Source organism: Pseudomonas sp. PB3P13, assembly GCF_054897735.1.
Genome location: NZ_CM142702.1, coordinates 1,708,073 through 1,727,122 on the forward strand (window position 1 = coordinate 1,708,073; position 19,050 = coordinate 1,727,122).

Annotated in this window: 18 protein-coding genes and 3 pseudogenes; 18 read left to right on the top strand and 3 right to left on the bottom strand. The window is 49.7% G+C overall.

The window, feature by feature from the left end:
- Positions 1 to 100: 100 nt before the first annotated feature.
- On the bottom strand, positions 101 to 610 hold the full coding sequence (locus ACYZT1_RS07695) for a helix-turn-helix domain-containing protein (RefSeq protein WP_462018394.1): 510 nt from the start codon (positions 608 to 610) through the stop codon (positions 101 to 103).
- Between the two features lie 820 nt (positions 611 to 1,430).
- On the opposite strand from ACYZT1_RS07695, the pseudogene ACYZT1_RS07700 reads away from it, so the two are divergent.
- From ACYZT1_RS07700 to ACYZT1_RS07710, 3 genes and pseudogenes are all read left to right on the top strand, one after another.
- Positions 1,431 to 2,157 (top strand): annotated as a pseudogene (locus ACYZT1_RS07700) (metallophosphoesterase family protein).
- Between the two features lie 64 nt (positions 2,158 to 2,221).
- Positions 2,222 to 2,626, top strand: a complete 405-nt coding sequence (locus ACYZT1_RS07705; protein WP_462018395.1) for a DUF6957 family protein — start codon at positions 2,222 to 2,224, stop codon at positions 2,624 to 2,626.
- 49 nt (positions 2,627 to 2,675) lie between these two features.
- Complete coding sequence (locus ACYZT1_RS07710; RefSeq protein WP_462018396.1) at positions 2,676 to 3,032, top strand: hypothetical protein; 357 nt, start codon at positions 2,676 to 2,678, stop codon at positions 3,030 to 3,032.
- 103 nt (positions 3,033 to 3,135) lie between these two features.
- Here the strand turns inward: ACYZT1_RS07710 and ACYZT1_RS07715 are convergent, their stop codons facing one another.
- Complete coding sequence (locus ACYZT1_RS07715) at positions 3,136 to 3,435, bottom strand: hypothetical protein (RefSeq protein WP_462018397.1); 300 nt, start codon at positions 3,433 to 3,435, stop codon at positions 3,136 to 3,138.
- Positions 3,436 to 3,595: 160 nt separating this feature from the next.
- On the opposite strand from ACYZT1_RS07715, the gene ACYZT1_RS07720 reads away from it, so the two are divergent.
- Positions 3,596 to 3,931, top strand: coding sequence for a hypothetical protein (locus ACYZT1_RS07720; protein WP_462018398.1), 336 nt, complete (start codon positions 3,596 to 3,598; stop codon positions 3,929 to 3,931).
- A 286-nt stretch (positions 3,932 to 4,217) separates the two neighbouring features.
- On the opposite strand, the gene ACYZT1_RS07725 is transcribed toward ACYZT1_RS07720, so the two are convergent.
- Complete coding sequence (locus ACYZT1_RS07725) at positions 4,218 to 4,712, bottom strand: GNAT family N-acetyltransferase (protein WP_462018399.1); 495 nt, start codon at positions 4,710 to 4,712, stop codon at positions 4,218 to 4,220.
- Between the two features lie 183 nt (positions 4,713 to 4,895).
- Here ACYZT1_RS07725 and ACYZT1_RS07730 point away from each other — a divergent pair.
- The 14 genes and pseudogenes from ACYZT1_RS07730 to ACYZT1_RS07795 form a co-directional block, all read left to right on the top strand.
- Positions 4,896 to 5,162: pseudogene (locus ACYZT1_RS07730) on the top strand (DNA polymerase V subunit UmuC); the annotation flags it as partial.
- Positions 5,163 to 5,477: 315 nt separating this feature from the next.
- Positions 5,478 to 5,648 (top strand): type II toxin-antitoxin system PrlF family antitoxin, encoded by a 171-nt coding sequence (locus tag ACYZT1_RS07735; protein WP_462019205.1) that lies wholly within the window; start codon positions 5,478 to 5,480, stop codon positions 5,646 to 5,648.
- Positions 5,649 to 5,784: 136 nt separating this feature from the next.
- Positions 5,785 to 6,150: a histone-like nucleoid-structuring protein, MvaT/MvaU family gene (locus ACYZT1_RS07740; protein ID WP_462018400.1), complete on the top strand. Its 366-nt coding sequence runs from the start codon at positions 5,785 to 5,787 to the stop codon at positions 6,148 to 6,150.
- Between the two features lie 338 nt (positions 6,151 to 6,488).
- Positions 6,489 to 7,505, top strand: a complete 1,017-nt coding sequence (locus ACYZT1_RS07745; protein ID WP_462018401.1) for an AraC family transcriptional regulator — start codon at positions 6,489 to 6,491, stop codon at positions 7,503 to 7,505.
- Positions 7,506 to 7,885: 380 nt separating this feature from the next.
- Entirely contained in the window at positions 7,886 to 9,064 is a 1,179-nt protein-coding gene (locus ACYZT1_RS07750; RefSeq protein ID WP_462018402.1) for an MFS transporter, read from the top strand.
- 37 nt (positions 9,065 to 9,101) lie between these two features.
- Positions 9,102 to 10,493, top strand: a complete 1,392-nt coding sequence (locus tag ACYZT1_RS07755) for an NAD(P)/FAD-dependent oxidoreductase (RefSeq protein WP_462018403.1) — start codon at positions 9,102 to 9,104, stop codon at positions 10,491 to 10,493.
- Positions 10,494 to 10,550: 57 nt separating this feature from the next.
- Positions 10,551 to 11,990, top strand: a complete 1,440-nt coding sequence (locus tag ACYZT1_RS07760) for an aldehyde dehydrogenase family protein (RefSeq protein WP_462018404.1) — start codon at positions 10,551 to 10,553, stop codon at positions 11,988 to 11,990.
- Positions 11,991 to 12,182: 192 nt separating this feature from the next.
- The gene (locus ACYZT1_RS07765) at positions 12,183 to 12,914 is read left to right on the top strand and encodes a TorF family putative porin (RefSeq protein ID WP_462018405.1); all 732 of its coding nucleotides are present in this window, start codon (positions 12,183 to 12,185) and stop codon (positions 12,912 to 12,914) included.
- 39 nt (positions 12,915 to 12,953) lie between these two features.
- Positions 12,954 to 13,919, top strand: coding sequence for an agmatinase (gene speB, locus ACYZT1_RS07770; RefSeq protein ID WP_462018406.1), 966 nt, complete (start codon positions 12,954 to 12,956; stop codon positions 13,917 to 13,919).
- 17 nt (positions 13,920 to 13,936) lie between these two features.
- Positions 13,937 to 14,344, top strand: a complete 408-nt coding sequence (locus ACYZT1_RS07775) for a YybH family protein (protein WP_462018407.1) — start codon at positions 13,937 to 13,939, stop codon at positions 14,342 to 14,344.
- Positions 14,345 to 14,589: 245 nt separating this feature from the next.
- Positions 14,590 to 14,946: a cupin domain-containing protein gene (locus ACYZT1_RS07780; protein WP_462018408.1), complete on the top strand. Its 357-nt coding sequence runs from the start codon at positions 14,590 to 14,592 to the stop codon at positions 14,944 to 14,946.
- 67 nt (positions 14,947 to 15,013) lie between these two features.
- Positions 15,014 to 16,342 carry an FAD-dependent oxidoreductase gene (locus ACYZT1_RS07785; RefSeq protein ID WP_462018409.1) on the top strand — a complete coding sequence of 443 codons (1,329 nt, stop codon included), beginning with the start codon at positions 15,014 to 15,016 and terminating at the stop codon, positions 16,340 to 16,342.
- Positions 16,343 to 16,931: 589 nt separating this feature from the next.
- A pseudogene (locus ACYZT1_RS07790) lies at positions 16,932 to 18,158 on the top strand (cache domain-containing protein); the annotation flags it as partial.
- A 102-nt stretch (positions 18,159 to 18,260) separates the two neighbouring features.
- Entirely contained in the window at positions 18,261 to 19,016 is a 756-nt protein-coding gene (locus tag ACYZT1_RS07795; RefSeq protein WP_462019206.1) for a methyl-accepting chemotaxis protein, read from the top strand.
- Positions 19,017 to 19,050: the final 34 nt, after the last annotated feature.

Genomic DNA, 19,050 nt, shown 5'->3' on the forward strand with positions numbered 1-19,050 from the left:
AATTAAGTGGATGAGAAGCGAGGCGCCAACACAATGTGGCCTGAAGGCACGTTGTGGATGTAACCACTGAACTTCATTTGGTGGGATAGGGTATTTGTCCCTACGAATTTTTCTTGTGCCAAAGCCGCCCGACTGTTGATTTCGGAAGTCCCAAAATCTCTACAACCTCAGCTTGGCTACGCCCTTCTTTTTTCAGCACCTGGACTGCTTCCCATTTTTTCTCCGCTGCTACCGTCTGCGGATGGGACAGCTTTTCAGGCTGAATAGGGAGAGAAGCATCCAGCAGTTCAATTGCGTCCAACTCCTCCAGAGCTATCTGCAGAATTTCCCGAGCTGTTCTTTGGTCTTGGGCTGCATGAACGAGTGTTAGTAACGATACGGCATGCAGATGCAGAGCTTCGGCTAGCTCTTGGCTGACTTCCAATGTTGCCGACGTTTTGACCGCTTCGAGTTGGCTCACATGAGACTGCGTTACGGTCGTCGCAATGTCGTGCTGTGAGAGACCCTGTCGAGCCCTCAATAGCTGTAGCACTGCTGCGTACGCCTTGCGAAGCAACATCCTGACTCCCCTTCTAAAGCAGGACGGTATGCCGCGTTTGCGTAATCCCATTCAAATCTATATATTTATCTAAGTGGGATTTGGTTGGTGCGGTTTACGATTTCAACCAGCGTTGCTTCAATCACTTCAGTGCCGGTGAAGCCTGCAAGGCCGGTTGCCACTACCGGTAACTACCCTAAGCATCAGCACCAAAATCCGAATCGTCCTACTAAACAATAGCCATAAATTGTCAGAACGTTGGGGGGGATAGATCTGCCTGAATTCAGGTTGCACAGCTTGAGAGAGGTGATGAGCTGGTAATCACCAACCCCATCTTCACGTGACAAAATTTTTACCCAGCCCACCGTATTTCGAACTGCTGCACCGTGCTACGAGGAACCCCGCGTCATGTTTATTTCAGATAAAACTTTTTCGATTGGCCCGCCTGGATTCCCAGGGCCAGGCCAATCGGCTTGGCGAATGGTCGAGCGCGAATTGGAGGTTCCTTGGTACCACGTCCGCTGGCGGATTCGTGACGGAGGCCGATCTTGGCCTAAATGGTGTATGCCAGCAGACGCCTCCGTTCTGGAGCACTTACTTTCGCTGCGGAGTCCAGATCAAATGATCGAAGAGGTGCAGGTTGTGACCGCGCCCTATGTGAATGGAACTACTTCTGACCGCATGGAGACGTTGACCAGTCTGGTGGTTGGTTACGACCAAAATGGAGGGCGCGTTCTGCTTCACAAGGTCGCTAGCGGAGCTGTGTACAGCAGCGCTCACAATTGTCTCGATGTCAGTTTGCTCACCAACACTCGAACAATCTACGAGGATACGAAGAGTGCTCATTCACCAGTTCAGGAATGTGCCGAGCACTGAATAGCAGGTGACTTTGATGAAGCTACAAATCTATTCAGATCTACACATCGAGTTCGCTCCCTTGGAGCACACTCCAGGCGAAGCGGACGTAGTGATTCTCGCCGGTGATATCGATATCAAATCACGGGGCGTTAGTTGGGCCAACGATGTGTTCCAGTGTCCTGTGATCTATGTATGTGGCAATCACGAGTTTTACGGTGGCCATCTCGATCACACGCTGCTTAAGATGAAAGAAGCGGCAACGCCCCATGTCAATGTACTCGAAACGAAGTGCTGATTCTTGATCAAACTCGTTTCTTGGTTACGACAGCATGGACGGACTATTCGTCAACCGGCGATGCCGTTGCTTCAAAACGTGCTGCCTGGGAATGCATGAATGACTTCGCCGTGATTAGAGCGGATGAGAGCTATCGACGTCTGTCCCCGGATGACTTAATCGGCAAATCCAGGGCTGCCTATACCTGGCTAACTCAAGAGTTGGAAAAGCCATTCGACGGCAAGACTGTTGTAGTCACGCACCATGCTCCTGCCTTGGATCACGTGGGCGATGACCATCCTAAAAACTGATTGCAGCCTATGCCAATGACTGGCCGGAGCTTCTAGGTATGGCCGATCTTTGGGTCTATGGGCACACTCACGTAGCAGCAAACTTCACCAAATGTGGATGCCATGTGGTTTCAAATCCTCGCGGTTACCCTGGGCAGAACACTGGGTTCAATCCTGATTTTTTGATCGAGCTTTGATGCCAGGGCTGGTAGATGGCAAGCTCACATGGTTGACCAGGTTCGACGAGATGGAGGATTTTTGATGGTGACGTTGGAAGAAATCTCGAAACTCTTTTACGGCGCGGGGGAAGAAGTTCTTGGCTGGCAAGGCTCTCAAGAAGACCTGATTTCCTCAACGGCAAAGGCGTTCCCTGGCAAAGCATTTTGCGTCGTGCGGCAGTGGATTTTGATCGACCTCACCGTAACGCCAGATGAAGGCGAAAAGCTCACGAATCTCGGTCTGCTTCCCATGACGCTTTTCGCCCATGAGGTAGTCTTGGACAGCAAGGGCCGATTCGAGCCGAGCATGTGGGTGCGCAGCAACTTTGGACAATCCTTCACGGAAAGCTGCATGTTTGAAACCAAAAATACGGTTTACCTGCTCCTTGCAGCTGGCCAAAGAAAAGTAGCAAGCGTAGCTGCCGCATTTTCGATGTCCGTCGGGTGAGCGGTGACGTCGCACAACAAATATTGAGTCGATTTGGAGCTATGGCCGGATGCCTGAAGAAATTGCAGTCGAGATCCACGGTAAGGATGTGAGTGACTTTCAGTTGGGTCGATTGGTGCGAGCGAGCCATCGAAAGTACAGCGTGCCGATTACCGCTTTTATCAGTGACGCTTTTATCGCTGAGGATACGTGTGCAGGTGTTTCTTTTGATCACGCAGAGAGACACGAGGGATACAGCAAGGCAGATGGCGCCATCCTTCGAACGGGAAAAATTCACACCGTACGGAAAGAAGGGCGTTTCTGGCTGCTTGAAGCACGAGATGGCAATTACGTCATTGGTAGCTTTTTGCGAGGCGTTGGACGTGGAACCTTTCTTAAGTTTTTGAGCACCGGCGAGCGCATCTGAGCATTCAACCAAAGAGCCCCGACCGCAATCGGAGCTCTTCATTGTTAGCTCTACTTCGTGATCCCTCACCTATCTCCCACTGTCACGAGGCTAAAGACTGGGCTCAGTAGCCGAACTCGTTCAGCAGTTTCTGCAACAACTCGCGCCGCCTTTGCACTATGCACAAGATCAGATAATCCCGGTCGGTATCTTTCGTCGACAGGTGCCCGGCATCCACCAACCCATGGATGTAGCCCTCAGCTTTGCCTCTGGCTTCGAGTAAGGCTTCAATGGAAGTGCTTTTGTAGATGTCACCAGCGATGAGTTGCCACCGCTGCTTTTGTCGGCGACCAGTATCATCGTCCGAAAATTTTGGTGCGCTGATCAGTTTTTCGAAATCGTTAGGTTCGTTGAGTGTGCTCAATGCAGGGTCTCACAACAGTGATATCTGACTGGAGGCTATCATGCGCACACTATATAGCCTGTCTTTAGCTAGGTTTTTAGGCGCTGGCGCGAAGGGGCGATTTCATTGATGGCCCACGCCAAACCCTCGCGTCCTGAACATCAGTTGGAAGGTACATACAGTGCTCTCCAGCGATAATTTTTCTCTGGAGCACGATATGGGACACCTCAGCTTGGAGGACATTTACCCCGATGACGTGAAGGAGTACGGTCATATGCGGGTGGGTATGACCGACCTCTATGTGAAAGAAAATTACGTCATACATGGAGCTACTACGCTGGGTGAGTGCCGCGATTTGACCAGCCGGTTGTTGCGCGACGAAACAGTGCAAATGATCATCAGCGCGAAGCTCGCCGCGTTGCCCCATGACTATGATCCGTGGATCTGGCGGATCAACCGCCATCGCGCCCTGCACGCCAAGTACGGGGACAGATTCGACCCTTGGAGCGACGACTGACAGCTCCGCGTTCACTCACAACGGCAGAGCCATGACTGCCCGAGCGGTTAAGCCATGTCGCACGCCAAGCCCATTTGATCTCCCACAGCTACGACCAATTAACCCCGCTGTTGCAAGCGAGGTTGAGGCCTTTGTTCTGTTTGGAGCATCCAAGCCAAAAAGCTAGGCGCTTACGCGAAGAAGCGACTGCATCATGGCTGGACTGGTGGCAGGCACACTGTTAGATCGGTGAATGGGCCGGGGTGGCTGCATTGACAGTCATTACGCCGATCCTGTGCCAGAAGGCTTACAATACCAACGCGTAAAAGCGCCTATCGACCACCATCAAAGGAAAACTGGCTGGTAGATCCTGCTGGCCTATCAGCTTGAAGCCGTGCTTTTCATAGAAGCGATGAGCAGCTAGAAACCTCTCCGTGGTACCTAAATAAATCCGTTTTACGCCACGCTCTTTCGAGGCTTCAATTAGGATTTCAAGCATCTGTCTGGCTACACCAAATTCGCGCCCTCGCCAAGGCGCTGCAACGAACATCTTGCGCAAAGCGACTTCGCCATTACCAATGTCCTTCAGACCAATCGTTCCGATCACTTCACCCTGTCTCCGGGCTAACCAAAAGTCACCTGTACCGGTCTGGTAGAACGACTTGATTTGCATTAAGTCTGGTTGATCCTCAGCGGAAATTTCAATTCCGAACTCCTCACGTTGGATAGGCACGATCAAAGTCATTACATCTTTCTCGTCGCCTGGCGCGTATCGATCAATGCTGATGTCATTCATAGTCATCGCTCTCTAGCGTTCGATCAAAGCCCAAACAATGCCCGTTCCGTTACGTTTTGGCGATAGGCGCATCGAGCAGCTACTGAGCCTTGGATAAGCGTCACGTCAATACCTTCCGAACGTTGGCACTAAGGCCTTGGAACAGAAAGGAATGTTTCCCGGACGAAATGGGTAACCGCTTTTGCATAGCCAATTGACGATGTGCGATTGATGACCAAGGCTGCAGTAGAGGCGGTGGATAGGATCTTTCGACCAGGTTTTAAATACAGCAAGGCAGAGGTTCTCCTTGTAAACCTATGTCCGAAGGGTGAATACACCGACGACCTTCCCAAAGCTACCGAGAAAGTCATGAGAGTGTTGGATGTAAAAACTGGGAGGTGGGGCAGGTGGACATTGCGTGTTGCCAGTGTGCCCACAGATCCAGACTGAGTGATGCCTCGCGAGATGATGAGCTAGAGCTATACGGCGCGGGTTGATCAGCTGTGGACGGTGTGCTGCAAGTGAGGCGACGGTGGCAATGACAAGACCGATCGAAAAGTCGGGAACCGAATTATTCCAAATTATGGCTAAGCCATAATTATTGCTGAGCGATAATTTTCGGCTTTGAAACGGTTCTGTCTAGGCTCCTGAGCGACATGCCGCCAGGAAGCTCCCGCACTTGCTGTGATGTCGAGCAACAGATAAGGTTTGACCATGAATAGCCCTCGTATCTCCTACATCACGTCCGCGAACCACGTTCAGGGTAAGAGCTCGGCGTCACTTACTGAACCGATGGAAGCCCATCTCTCCACATCCCGAACTCTCGAATTATTGGCGACTGAGATGGATGAGCATCCGGAGCGAATACTGTCAGTGGAGATGTGTTTGGTCGCTCGCATCAATTCCCTGGTTGGTCAGGTTGACATCGACCTCAATTCACCGCTCTCAGCGGAAAACGCATGAGTCAAGCGGCAAACCTAGGCCCGCATGCTTTACAGAGTGGAACTGCAGCAACGTTTGCATTTCACCGGAATCGCTGCTCTTAATCGAATTGCAGGATTTGGTGTATTGTTAGGCGACTAACTACGTGAGATCCACCATGTCCAAGCTCGCAGAATTCCGCCAACTCGAAAAACACCTCGCCGAACAGCTACAAGCGCTCGAAGCTCTCAAAGGTGATGCTGGCCTAAAGCAGGAAATTGAATTTGAAACCAAGCTTCGCGCCTTGCTTGCTAAGTATGGCTATAGCTTGAAAGACATCATCAACCTGCTTGATCCCCAAGCCGGTCGTCGTGCTCCGACTTCCCAGCTGCAATCGAGCACGCGCAAGCCCCGGGAGGTGAAGGTCTACAAAAACCCTGAGTCCGGCGAAGTGGTGGAAACCAAAGGCGGCAACCACAAAATTTTGAAGGAATGGAAAACGAAATACGGTTCCGACAAAGTCGAGTCTTGGCTAATCAAGTGATTTTGGTTTGAGTACAAAAAAGGCCCGCGAGGGCCTTTTTTGTAGCTCATAAAGGAGTATTGAATCCGATGATAGTCAGCTTACGCATTCAGTACCTCATTTGAAGAAGTTATGCTCTAAACGCATACGGTGCCGTCTTCGGCCTGATTTGTGAGAGGATTGATGACTTTTCATGGCTAAGCTCAAATGCAATGGCTTAGGCCTAAGCGGGGATAAACAGATGCCAGAAAGAAGCTACAGGACATCGACTTCTCGAGAGTCGAAGTCATAACAAGTCATCACTACATCCTGTACCTTAAGGGCGTATTATCGTCCAGCCAGCCTAATGGAGGCAGTCCGTGAGTATCTATTCTAAGAAGGCTGAATCGTTGACGCCTATTCACACGACGGCACGTGTGGTGAGGTATTTGATGACGCGCGGTGTCGCTCTGGATGCTCTCCTGGCACACAGTGGGCTGGTAGCCAAGGATATTGATCTCCCTTCTCGGATGTTAAACCTCTGGCAAGAACAAACGGTTTTAAATAATGCCTTGAAAGAGGCAGATACTCCTGTGTTAGGTATCGAGATAGGCTTAGAAGTCAGGCTTTCTGCTGTGGGTTTGCTCGGCTACGCGATGCTGACTGCCCCTACATTAGGGGAGGGGCTTGAAGTACCGTTGCGTTTGCCTGCTCTGCTGGGAACATACTTTGATATTAGATTGGAGCATGACGAAGGTACGGCATATCTGATAATTGAAAATTGCCGCGCGCCTGAGTCGTTAGAGCATTGTTTGTCTGAAATATGTTTAAGTGCATTCAAATCCATGATGGAAGATATGCTTTACGAGGAAATAAAGCTTTCCACTGTACATCTTGCATATTCTGCAAGTGATGAAGTGAAAGAGGCATACCGGGTTGGCTTCGGTACGGACGTCGCGTTTGAGCAGCAGCAAACTAAAATGTCGTTCCCAGCGGTGCTTTTGAGTCGGAAGCTGAGGCTTTCCGACACTTTGTGTCATGAGAATGTGTTGGAGCATTGCTATTCGCAGAATCGAGAGCTCGCGGCTAACCGGGAATGGTTAGAGCGACTCCGGGGCCTAATCTCTACCAACTTACTGCATCCGCCGTCACTAAATGAGCTTGGCCACATGATGCACTGCTCACCTCGGACGCTGCGTCGGCAAATGCAGCTTCAGAACACGAGCTACCGAGCCTTGCTTGATGAACTTCGATTCCTCAAGGCGAAAGAGCTGCTGAGAAACTCGGACATGAACATCGAAAGCATCGCCGAGAACCTTGGTTTCAGTGATGGCGCGGGTCTGCGTCGCGCATTCAGACGCTGGTCGGGCCATTCGCCGAAAATCTTCAGAGGGTAAACTCGCCTTCGAATCTAGAGGCCCCTGAGCCTTCGATATAGCGGCCTAGAGGCTCTTCGTGGTTCCCGTTACGCAGCAAGAACATCACTCAAACGAGTGGTTTCTGATGCAAAATTCGGCCGCGCGATTGGCCTTCAGGGCCCGATCTTGGCCGTTGTAGCCGTTTGTTACGAAAACCTTGCGGCGCAGAATGGCAGTCGCCCGGGTCGGTTGACATTCGCAATAAAGCTTAGTTTTACCGACCCAGATAATGGTGGAATGCTATTTAGCAACAAGTAGCTTATAGCGAATAGAATAAGAAAGGATCATCTTTTCTCTGTCCATTAAAAGTATGGATTTCTCACTGCCATCTAATAAAATTGATAAAAAGAGGCTTCGAGATGACAGCATTTACTAGCGGTCAGTATGCGGCTCGGCCGTTGCAAAAAATTGCAGCATTGATTGTCCCATGCCTTGCAAGTTTGTCGATTTTTGCAATGCCATTTATATTCAGCGCCATGATTGAGGCGCATGCTTTAGATTTGAGAAGGGCCACCTTTGCTACCAGTGCTGAGATCTCGCTAATAGCACTTGGGTCAATCGCTGTTTCTTTTGCTCTAAAAATTCTATCTCCGAATAAAACTTGCATCATCAGTGTTTTGATGATTTGTCTCGGTCAGTTGGGGACGATTTATCTAAGTAACTATTCAGAGCTTTTGTTTTCTAGAGCTATTGTAGGTTTAGGTGAAGGTCTATGCATGGGAGTTGGGTTCTCATGTCTAGCTCAAATGAATGGTGGCGCAAAGCTTCTTTCATGGTGTACAGGCATTGTAGCTGCACTTTCCCTGGTTTCATTTATTCTAATTCCTGAATTTCAGCCGTATCTGGGAGCAGCCTCTGTTTTCTGGGTAATGCTCGCTTTCGCAGTGGTATGTCTGCCACTTGCACCATTCATTCCCGAGTTCAAGGTTAGCGAGTCATTAGCTAAGTTAGACGCGGTTGCGTTTCTTAACGTTCGGAGTATTTCGCTGTTTTTGGTTGGTGTGCTCGCCAGTTGTGGGTCAAATACTCTTTGGTTGTATTTCGAGCAAATTGGCACGAGTAGTGGAATGTCTGTAACTGAGGTGGGACGTTTAGGATCGTTTTCGTCCATCCCTACATTGATCGTACCGCTGGTTGCAAACTTTGTATATTCTAAATCTAAGACGATTGTACCTGTGATCACCGCATGTATGATTTCAGCATTTGCATCCTACTACTATGCTAATCCTTCATCTGCATGGATGTTCTCCGCGATTGTAGTGCTAATGACTTTTGTATATATATTCATTCTTGCATTTGTACGTATGTACTCGGCGCATATTGATAGTTCTGGTCGCACAACAGCTGCTGTCGGTGGTGCCGACTCTGTCGGTATGGTAGTTGGCCCTCTGCTTGCAGCATTCATACTTAATTTGGATAGTGGCTTTCAACCACTTGGGATGTTCGGTCTAATTATGCAGTTGCTATGCTTGGTACCTTGTCTTGCTATCCTGGTTGCTAAGTTCGCCCGCCCAAAAGGCAGTATTGCGGTACGCTAAGTTCCGTAGTCTGTAAACGATATTGTCGGTGAGTTTTATGAAAGAGATTGTAGATCAAGCACTCTCTGGTGCGACGTACAGGCCATTCTGGCTGGATAGTGAAAATGCGCCAAAAGTTGAGGCTTCATTCGAAGGAAAAGCGACGGCCAATTTGGTTGTCGTCGGCGGAGGTTTTACGGGACTGTGGGCTGCAATTCTGGCCAAGGAAGAGAATCCATCACTCGATGTGGTGATCCTGGAGGCCGGAGTCGTAGGTTTTGGAGCGTCGGGCCGACCGGGCGGTATCATTTCCACCTCCGTCACCCACGGTTTGGTCAATGAAGCTCGGGTGTTCCCTGAAGATGTCGATACTTTGGAGCGCATGGGACACGAAAACCTTGAGGGCTTTAAAGAGGCTCTCGAGCGCTATGGTATCGATGCTGATGTTGAATGGAATGGTGAGATGACCGTTGCTGTCGATCCAGCTCATATTCCAGATCTTAATGAAGAGTATGAGTTGCATCTTAAGCACGGGCACAATGTTGTAATGCTTGATAGGCAACAAACTTTATCACAGCTGAAGTCGCCTAATTTCCTAGCAGCTATGTGGTCACGAGATAAGAGCGGGATTATACATCCGGCTAAATTGGTCTGGGGCCTCAAGGCGGCTGCTATCAAACTGGGCGTGCGCATCTTCGAAAATTCGAAGATGACGGATTTGTTCGAGAACGATGGTGGTATGCAGGTTTCCACTGAACGTGGAGATATTTATGCTCAAAAGGTGTTTTTAGCAACCAACGCATGGCATGCAGGTCAGAAAGACATTAAGCGAAGAATTCTCATTTTTCGCGACCATGTGTTGGCTACCGAGCCGCTGACCGATGAGCAATTGGCCAGAATCGGCTGGGAGAATCGTCAGGGTATCTACGATACGAAAACTCAGCTGAACTATATGAGATTGACGAAAGACAATCGGATTATTTTCGGCGGGAGTGTTCGCTACTACTTTAATGGAAAATTAAATCCATCAGAGGACTTTCGGCCCGCTACGTATCGTAGCTTGGTAACGACGTTCTATAGAACGTTCCCAAAACTCACTGACGTGAAAATTAGTCATTTGTGGGGAGGCCCAATTGATTACTCAATGCGCTACTCCGTGTTCTTCCGCCAGTATTTCAATAACAAAGTTGTTTACGCGGGTGGCTATTCTGGATTCGGAGTTGCAGGCACACGATTTGGTGCCTCCATTGGCCTGAAGTTGCTTGCCAATAACAACTCGCCAGAAGCAAAGCTGGCAATTGCCTCCAAACCCTCTGGGTATATTCCGCCTGAGCCATTTCGTTGGTTTGGCGCGAAAATCACCATGGCTGCGGTTGAAGGTGTGGACGAGAAGGGCGGTTGGCGCAAGGCCTGGATAGGCTTGATGAAACTTGTCGGCTTCCCTCTTTAACCTAAGAGCATTGAGTCTTAAGAGCGCTATTATCAACTCGTTTAGCTGGGGTGATTTATGTATCAGAGTACGTTCATTGATGGCAGTTGGAGCAGTGGTTCTGGTGATGTGTGGGGAGTTGTAAGTCCTGTTACAGAAGAGATCATCACCACTTTCCAACTTGCAGGCCCGGTTGATGCTTCGAGGGCGGTCGACGCTGCCAGCCGTGCCTATTCATCCTGGCGTAAAACGTCGGCGCTAGTTCGTGCTGATTTTCTTCGAGCAATCGCTGAGCGAGTTGAGGTGCATCGGGAAAAACTGATCTCGGTACAGATTCAGAACAGCGGTAAACCTCACATGGAAGCCATGCTCGATGTAGAGGCGGTGATTGGCACATTCCGTTACTACGCTGATTTACTCGGAAATTTGCCCCTCGAAGAAGAAGTCTCTGCGGGCCTGAATGTTCCTGGCTTCAAGGGCTTGATACGCAGAGATCCTGTCGGGGTTGCAGCGCTCATTGTTCCATGGAATTTTCCCATGGTCACTACTGCCTGGAAGCTGGCTCCAGCCCTAGCAGCAGGGTGCACCGTAGTTGTGAAAGCTTCTGAGTATTCTCCAATCGCCGAGATTGAGCTCATGGCGATCATAGAGGAGGTGGGACTACCAGCGGGCGTTGTGAACATGATCGTTGGCCGGGGCGAGCTGGTAGGGCCAACGCTAACCTCTGATCCAAGGGTGCGTAAGATCTCCTTCACCGGTAGTGACAGGGTTGGAAAGCTGATTCTCAAAGAATCTGCTGAAGAGGTGAAGAATGTGAGCCTTGAGCTAGGGGGTAAATCCCCGATCATAGTTTTTGAGGACGCCAATGTTGATGAAGCCGTAGAGTTAGTTATTGCGGGGGGATTCTACAATGCGGGCCAAATGTGTTCTGCGACTTCAAGGCTTTTAGTGCAATCGAGTATTCGTGAGGAGTTCATCGGAAAATTAGTTGAACGAATCAGCACTCTCAAAGTTGGGAATCCATTCGATCAAGAGGTAGAAATGGGCCCGCTGATTTCGAAGGATCATTTCAGTCGCGTTTCTGCGATGGTTGAGCGTGCAAAGGCTCACGGCCTTACGCCGATCATCGGAGGCGAGCGCCTGCATTCAGCAGGAGGTAGGGGCCTCTTCTACTCACCAACTCTGATTGAAGTACAAGACTTCAGCCTGGAGATTTGGAATCGCGAAGTATTCGGCCCAGTTCTCTGCTTCACCTGTTTCGAAGATGACGATGAAGCGCTTTCTATCGCCAATGACAGTGAATACGGCTTGGCTGCGGCCATCGTCACATCTGACGCGTCTCGTATTCAGCGCTTCACGGAGGATTTAGAAGCAGGTTACGTGACGGTCAATGCTCCCCAGATTGTCAGCCCCAACATGTCTTGGGGTGGCTACAAAGCAAGCAGTATGGGCCGTGAGCTTGGCCCTTATGGCCTGGCTGCTTTCCAAGAAGTAAAAAGCGTCGTTCTATCGGCCTGATAGAAATAGGGCCCAGAAGGTATTGATACTGGGCTCTTTTTGTATGCAACAATTTGTCGCCAATACCTGCTGCAATCTTTTGAAAGTCCTCAGCCATATCAGACCGCTAATAGAGTCTGACGGCTAGTAATAAGTGCTGCACAAAATATTTATGACTCTTTCTGCCTTAACAACAACATAAAAAGGTTTGATATGAAGCATTCGGCTTTTGTGATTTCGTCATTCAGTATCTTTGCTGTAAGTCAGTCAGCTACCGCCATTGAGCTAAGTGATGAATTCCAGTTGGTAGTAAACGCTGGAGTATTTTCGGAATATACCTCGCGAGGATTGTCGATTACCCAAAGAAAGCCTGCTGTACAGGGGTCTGTTGTACTGGCTCACTCTAGTGGTCTATACGCAGGAGTTTGGTCGTCAAACGTTGATACTGAGCTCGGTGATACGCATTACGAAACCGATTACTATGCCGGCTATCTTTGGCAGCCTATTGATGCCTTGTCACTTGATATAGGTTATCTGCAGTACACGTATCCTGGGCTTTCCAGCTTAAATCTGGCAGAGACATACGGAATTCTGAACTATAAAGGATTTAAGTTGGGAAGTTACTACTCCAGTGATAGTGGTGGAGATCAGTCAACAACCTACAACTATGTCGGATACGAGACGTCCGCCTTGCCTTATGCCGTGAAATTAGATCTTAGGTATGGTATTGCCGACTATAAAGATCCGACATTTTTCTCTAGCAGCGGAAGCGGTAAGGACTCTTATCGAGAATGGGAAGTTAAGCTGACAAAAGCATTTGTCGGTATTGATTTTTCTGCCAGCTATATCGGAACAAACTTATCAGAAAGCGAATGCTTCTCGTATTTGCTTGATAACGAGTCCTGTGGCCCTAGGTTGTTGCTCGGCGCCAGTAAGACTTTTTGATCTGTATGATATAAAACCATTTATGTGTTGAGGAGCAGTATGAGCGACCACAAAAACTTCCATCAGCCGCTTGGTGGCAACGAAATGCCACGGTTTGGCGGAATCGCCACGATGCTTCGGCTGCCACATATCCAAAGCCCGGATCAACTTGCGGAGCTTGATGTAGGTTTTGTGGGCGTCCCATTGGATATTGGTACTTCACTCCGTCCAGGTACTCGTTTTGGGCCGAGGGAAATCCGGGCGGAGTCCGTGATGATTCGCCCTTATAATATGGCAACGGGTGCTGCTCCTTTTGACTCACTAAATGTTGCCGATGTTGGCGATGTTGCAATTAATACCTTTAACTTGCTTGACGCTGTTCGCATTATCGAAGAGAAATATGATAGGTTTCTGGGTTATGGGATTTTACCTATTACACTCGGCGGCGATCATACAATTACGCTCCCGATCCTGAGAGCGATTGCGAAGAAGCATGGAAAAGTTGGGTTGGTTCACATTGATGCTCACGCGGATGTGAATGATCATATGTTCGGCGAGAAAATTGCCCACGGTACGACTTTCCGCCGAGCAGTTGAAGAAGGGCTGTTAGATTGTGATCGCGTCGTCCAGATAGGTCTGCGAGCCCAAGGGTACACCGCAGATGATTTCAATTGGAGCAGAAACCAGGGATTCCGGGTCGTACAGGCTGAGGAGTGCTGGCACAAGTCTCTAGAGCCTTTAATGGCTGAGGTTCGGGATAAGGTAGGTGGTGGGCCCGTTTACCTTTCATTTGATATCGATGGTATTGACCCTGCCTGGGCGCCAGGTACAGGTACGCCAGAAATTGGTGGCCTTACAACTATTCAAGCTATTGAGATCATTCGTGGGTGTAAAGGCCTAGATTTGATCGGCTGCGATGTAGTTGAAGTGTCTCCAGCGTATGACACTACGGGCAACACTTCCTTGCTCGCGGCTAACTTGCTGTACGAAATGCTCTGCGTGCTTCCCGGTGTAATTACTAAATAACACTAGCGGGTAAAACAATGAGTGATAATTCTGTAGTCAACGCGCTTGACGAGTTGCTTAACGGTTACCGCACTAATGAGCAATATCCCTACTTTAAATGCTTTGCTGACAATGCCACCGTTTTGCTGCACACATCTTCCGAGGTTTTTTTCAGCAAGGCTGATTTTGAGCGCGCATGGCTGAGGCTTCGTGAGGAGCACGGCTTCAAGGTTATTGACTGCCAATCCTCGAATTGTCATGTGACGATGGGTGATGGGTTTGCTGTGATAATCCACGACGTCTACACCAGCTTTTTGTACGACGGCGAAGTCGTGCTCGCTTCAGATCGCGAAACCATAGTGTTCAGGCGCGATAATGCAGAGGGGCTCTGGTTGGTTTGCCATGAGCACTTGTCGCCGATGCCTCCCCTGGTTAGCGCTGATTAATGATGCGTCTTGTCTGCTCAAAATTAGCCAACAGGTGAACTTTGAGCTAACGCGGCGATAAGGTAGGTGAAGGCAGACGTTTGGCCTTTAAGGCCCGAAGCTGGCCAGACGAGCTATACCGTTATTTTTAGACGAGCGGATAATTTTGTCTTACGGTGCTGGGCGGTCACCCTCTCCGAAAATATCTGCGACGTCTATAAACGATTCGTGGCAGGTAAGTATTTATGCCTTCAATAGGTGATGGTATGGCTATTAAGTTGCAAGATAATTTTCCATTTGAACCTTCCAATATGCTAGAAGAAATGGGTGCGAAAATTCTTGAGGGAAACCCATCTGAGCGGGCAGCGTGGGTTACTTCGAGTGCTGATGGTGCATATATTACTGGTGTATGGGAGGCTCAACCATATACCGAAGAAATCGTAGATTGCCCAGGCGAAGAAACTTGCTATGTAGTGAGTGGCGAGTTGATTATCACGCCGAAAGGGGGTGAGGAGGTTATTTTGCTTGCGGGTGACTCTTATGTCATCCCTAAAGGATTTTCCGGATTGTACTCAGTTAAGAAAACCATTGTTAAAGTTTTTCACTATAACGGTGACGTCTAGTTTGTAACTTCTGGCCGGATCAAGGCCTTGGTTATTTTAATTCTCAAATAAGAATAGCGGGTGCTATATGAAAGCAATTGTTATTGGTGGTGGCGCCGCCGGCCTTGGTGCTGCTTGGAAACTGCGTAAGCAGGGTGCCGAGGTAACTATTATCGAGCGCGAAGAAGACCTGGGCGGGCGTTGCCGAACCTTCTTTTGGGAAGGCGCCTGGCGTATTCGCGGTGCGTTCGCATTCGTAAGCAGTGAAGACAACCTCATCGCTCAAGCTAAAGAGCTTGGCGTCTACTCGAATGACACTGTAAAAGATCTCACCGCTAGCCACTCCCAGTATGTGATGCACCCACAGAAAGGATTAGTAAAGCAGGAGTCTCTGTCTCCGAAGGACATCCTCAAAAGCCCGTTGTTGGGCTGGAAAGAAAAAGCTTCGCTCGCGCTGATGCTGCCCACAATTGCGAAGCAGTTGCCACGCAACGATCCGCGTGACCTGACTTCTGCGGCTGATCTCGACACTGAAACAGCCTACGACTACATCAACGCTATTTCTCCGAGTTTCGCTGACTGGATCTTGGAGCCGACCATGCAGATGTTCTGCGGTTACGAGAAGGAGGACTACTCCAAAGCTTGGTTGGTCTGGCTGATGGCGGGCATGTCGTGGGGTGAAAGCTGGTGGTCGTTCCACGAACGCGGCGTAGGTGGCTTGAGCCATGCATTCGAAGAGAATTTCAAGAATGACCCAGGCGTAGATCTGCATCTCAACAGTTCGGTAACTCGAGTCGATTACGATGATGACGGCGTAACGGTGCAGTTTCAGAATGGTGATCAAAAGCAGGAAGTGAAGGCTGACGTGCTGGTTATGGCCATTCCTGCTCCACTGGTACCGGGTATCATGCCTGGCTTGGATAAACAGCGTTCCGAGTTCCTCTCGACCACTGGCTACGTAGGCCACCACATCGCCTACTACCTGATTGAGACCGAAGAGAAGGATCTTCCGCTCTCGCTCATGCTTCCAACTGTGGAAGGCTACGGCAAGGTATCAAACCTTCACTTCTACCCCCAGGGAGAGAATAAGTACCTGGTGACCGGCGAGCTTAAGGGTAACTTCTGCAAGGCGACTCTGGGTATGCCGGAAGAAGAGATCCTCAAGGCAGCATGGGATGATTTTGTAAAAGCTGAGCCGAAGGCCGGCAACGTCAAGTTCTTGAATCAGTACCTGCAGCGTAACGATCTGGCTATTTGCCGTCGCGAGACCGGCTTTGTTAAGCGCCTGAAAGCATTCCGGGAGCTGCCGCCGATCAAGCGTGTTGCTTTTGCTGGCGACTACCTGATCAACAGCACGGTTGGCCAAGCACATTGGTCGGGCCTGCAAGCTGCTGATGAGCTGCTTATTCGGATGTAATAAGCGGTGAGGGCGGTGGGTGGTTCAGAAACCTCTGACCACCGTCCTGCTTTCAGGCTGCAGTCGACTTCGAACGGGGCATGCCTCAGCCAAGCGCAAGCAACTGCTCGGCAACCACTGCATTAGCGTGCCCAAGGTCGCCGGCGTGCCCACACCACATCATGTTCAATACGGCGGGGGTAATTACCTCGTGCTTGCGCGTACATTGGGGCCATCCGAGTCGCAAAGGCCAAGCTTTCAGGTCATCTCAAATATGAAGCTGGAAGAAGTTAACACCATGGATGGCGAATGGATCGGTTACACCATTTGCGCAGCCCTTACTGCAACGGGCATTGCCATCCACTGGCGCCCAAGGCGCGGAGTTAAGGGTAGGGAGGACGAATAAATCATAGCTATTGGCGCGCTTTAGCGTCGTCGCTGTTGATAACCTCGTTTCTGGCCATTTAGACAATATCCGTGATCCGCACACCGTTGTAATTATCCGACGCGCCTGTAGCACCGCTAAATCAGCATGCACCATTAAATCAAAAAGGATCGGGCCGTGCGACTTCCTATAAAAATCAGAATTGTGTTGCTTGTCAGTTTCTGTATGTTAGGGCTTGTATGGATACTGCTGGGCACTTCGTTTTATCAGTTCAACAATATTGGTCAAGCCGTTTCGCGTGCTACTACTGATTTGAATAAAAAGTCTGCCGCCCAGTTGTTAAGCTCTGAAGCCAGCGCTGAAGTTATCACAGTGGAGAATTTCTTTGAGACGTCTTTGGGTTATGGGCAGAGCTTGGCACAGCAAATTGTTAAGTCAGTCAAGCTCGCTCAGGCACTTAACGCAAACCCGGATTTTGTGCGGGAAAGTCTTCATCATGAAGTGAGACAAGCGCTATCTTTGAATCCGGAGATAATCGGTCTATATTTGGTGTACGAGAAAAACTCCTTAGATGGTAAGGATTCCTCGTTCGTAGATCGATCAGAAATTGCCAGTACAGATGCGGGCCGATTTTCAAGTTATTGGGTAAGGCGTAATGGCTCAATCGAGTCTATGGCAGTGACTGAGGCGTTGATTGACGATCCTAGTCTAATGTTGGACGGAACGCCGTTCAACACATGGTTCTCTTGCCCAAAGGAAACCCTGAAACCATGCATCTCTAATCCTTACATCGAAGAGCTTAGCGGAACGCCCCATCTAATCATATCTCTCATACTTCCTTTGATAGTGGATGATAAGGTCTTGGCGGTCGTTGGACTTGACATACCACTGTCCGAGTTGCAGAACTATGCAAAAAATGATGCCAAAGCTCTTTATGATGGGAGTGGGCGGATAACCTTAGTTAGCCCTGGCGGTTTAGTGGCCTCGCGCAGTGGGGTGGACAGTGCCTTAAGCCAAAACATTGACCAAGTCTTACCGAAACAAGCCCAGCAGGTACGATCCTCACTCTCAACTAGGCGCGAGTTTGTTGACAGCAGCGATGGCGCCCTGTGGATGGTCAAAGCATTTTCACCCATTCCAGGTGCGTCCCCTTGGGCAGTTCTGGTGGAGGTGCCGGAGCGGGTTATTTATCAGCCTAGTCAACTGCTGAATAAAGAGATTTTGGCCCAGAGTCAGAATTCAAGCATTATAAATTTGTTATTAGGGTTGGGCGCCAGTGCTATAGCTCTTTTATTGGTGTGGCTCACTGCGCGTGGGGTGGTGCGTCCGATAACTCTGATCTCTGAAAGGGTGATGGACATCGCAAGTGGTGAAGGAGACCTAACTAAGCGTGTGGTTCATCAAGCTGATGACGAGTTAGGTGATTTGGTGAAAGGTTTCAACCAGTTGCTGGATAGATTGCAACCCGCTATTTCTGAAGTGAAAAGTTCGGTTCACGAGGCGACCTCGACGGCAGACCAAACAGCAAGAGATGCACAGCATACGAGTGAGGGTATGCGGGCACAATTAAAGGAAATTGCGCAGGTAGCGACAGCCTCTGTTGAGATGAGTGCTAACGCTCATGAGGTCGCCGATAATGCGGCCAAAACAGCCAACGCTGTTCAATCTGCTGAGATGGCTACTGAGCAGGCGCTTCAAAGGGTCAAGATAAGCTCTAGTACCATCGAGAATCTGGCATTGGGTACTAACTCCTCCATGGAGGAGGTCAGGCGGCTTTCCATCAATAGTGAGAAGATTGGCAGCGTGCTAGAGGTAATCCGTTCTATCGCCCAGCAGACCAATCTACTGGCGCTAAATGCCGCCATTGAAGCTGCACGGGCGGGCGAGGCTGGTAGAGGCTTCGCGGTGGTGGCCGATGAAGTTAGGGCACTCGCTCAACATACCCAAACCTCGGTAGAAGAAATTCGCACCGTCATTGAGTTGATCCAGGTTGGTACGGGATCTGTGGTCTCTGCCATGGAAAAAAATAATCTTCTGGCCCAAGGCGGCGTTGCCGAGACTAGCGAGACTGTCCAAGTGCTCCAGCGTGTGCGGGAGGCAGTGACCACAATCAATGAAATGACCTTGCAGATCGCGAGTGCAGCTGCACAACAGAGCGTGGTCTCTGAGGGTGTTAGTCGGAGTATTTCATCTATTCGTGAGGTAACCGAGGATCTAACCAATCGTGCCGATGGCTCAGCCCAGATAAGCAAAAAATTAAAGCGCCTGGCCACTGATCAACATGAGCGTATGGCTCACTTCAAGGTTTAAAGCGGGTTCGACCTAGGAAGTCCTTTTCCGGTTC

What these genes read in the sequence shown, in the direction of transcription:
- ACYZT1_RS07750 (WP_462018402.1), top strand. Translation starts at nt 7,886, where the DNA reads ATGACAGCATTTACTAGCGGTCAGTATGCGGCTCGGCCGTTGCAAAAA.
- speB (WP_462018406.1), top strand. Translation starts at nt 12,954, where the DNA reads ATGAGCGACCACAAAAACTTCCATCAGCCGCTTGGTGGCAACGAAATG.
- ACYZT1_RS07780 (WP_462018408.1), top strand. Translation starts at nt 14,590, where the DNA reads ATGGCTATTAAGTTGCAAGATAATTTTCCATTTGAACCTTCCAATATG.
- ACYZT1_RS07760 (WP_462018404.1), top strand. Translation starts at nt 10,551, where the DNA reads ATGTATCAGAGTACGTTCATTGATGGCAGTTGGAGCAGTGGTTCTGGT.
- ACYZT1_RS07695 (WP_462018394.1), bottom strand. Translation starts at nt 610, where the DNA reads ATGGGATTACGCAAACGCGGCATACCGTCCTGCTTTAGAAGGGGAGTC.
- ACYZT1_RS07740 (WP_462018400.1), top strand. Translation starts at nt 5,785, where the DNA reads ATGTCCAAGCTCGCAGAATTCCGCCAACTCGAAAAACACCTCGCCGAA.
- ACYZT1_RS07795 (WP_462019206.1), top strand. Translation starts at nt 18,261, where the DNA reads ATGCGGGCACAATTAAAGGAAATTGCGCAGGTAGCGACAGCCTCTGTT.
- ACYZT1_RS07755 (WP_462018403.1), top strand. Translation starts at nt 9,102, where the DNA reads ATGAAAGAGATTGTAGATCAAGCACTCTCTGGTGCGACGTACAGGCCA.
- ACYZT1_RS07725 (WP_462018399.1), bottom strand. Translation starts at nt 4,712, where the DNA reads ATGACTATGAATGACATCAGCATTGATCGATACGCGCCAGGCGACGAG.
- ACYZT1_RS07705 (WP_462018395.1), top strand. Translation starts at nt 2,222, where the DNA reads ATGGTGACGTTGGAAGAAATCTCGAAACTCTTTTACGGCGCGGGGGAA.
- ACYZT1_RS07785 (WP_462018409.1), top strand. Translation starts at nt 15,014, where the DNA reads ATGAAAGCAATTGTTATTGGTGGTGGCGCCGCCGGCCTTGGTGCTGCT.
- ACYZT1_RS07775 (WP_462018407.1), top strand. Translation starts at nt 13,937, where the DNA reads ATGAGTGATAATTCTGTAGTCAACGCGCTTGACGAGTTGCTTAACGGT.
- ACYZT1_RS07735 (WP_462019205.1), top strand. Translation starts at nt 5,478, where the DNA reads ATGGAAGCCCATCTCTCCACATCCCGAACTCTCGAATTATTGGCGACT.
- ACYZT1_RS07765 (WP_462018405.1), top strand. Translation starts at nt 12,183, where the DNA reads ATGAAGCATTCGGCTTTTGTGATTTCGTCATTCAGTATCTTTGCTGTA.
- ACYZT1_RS07710 (WP_462018396.1), top strand. Translation starts at nt 2,676, where the DNA reads ATGCCTGAAGAAATTGCAGTCGAGATCCACGGTAAGGATGTGAGTGAC.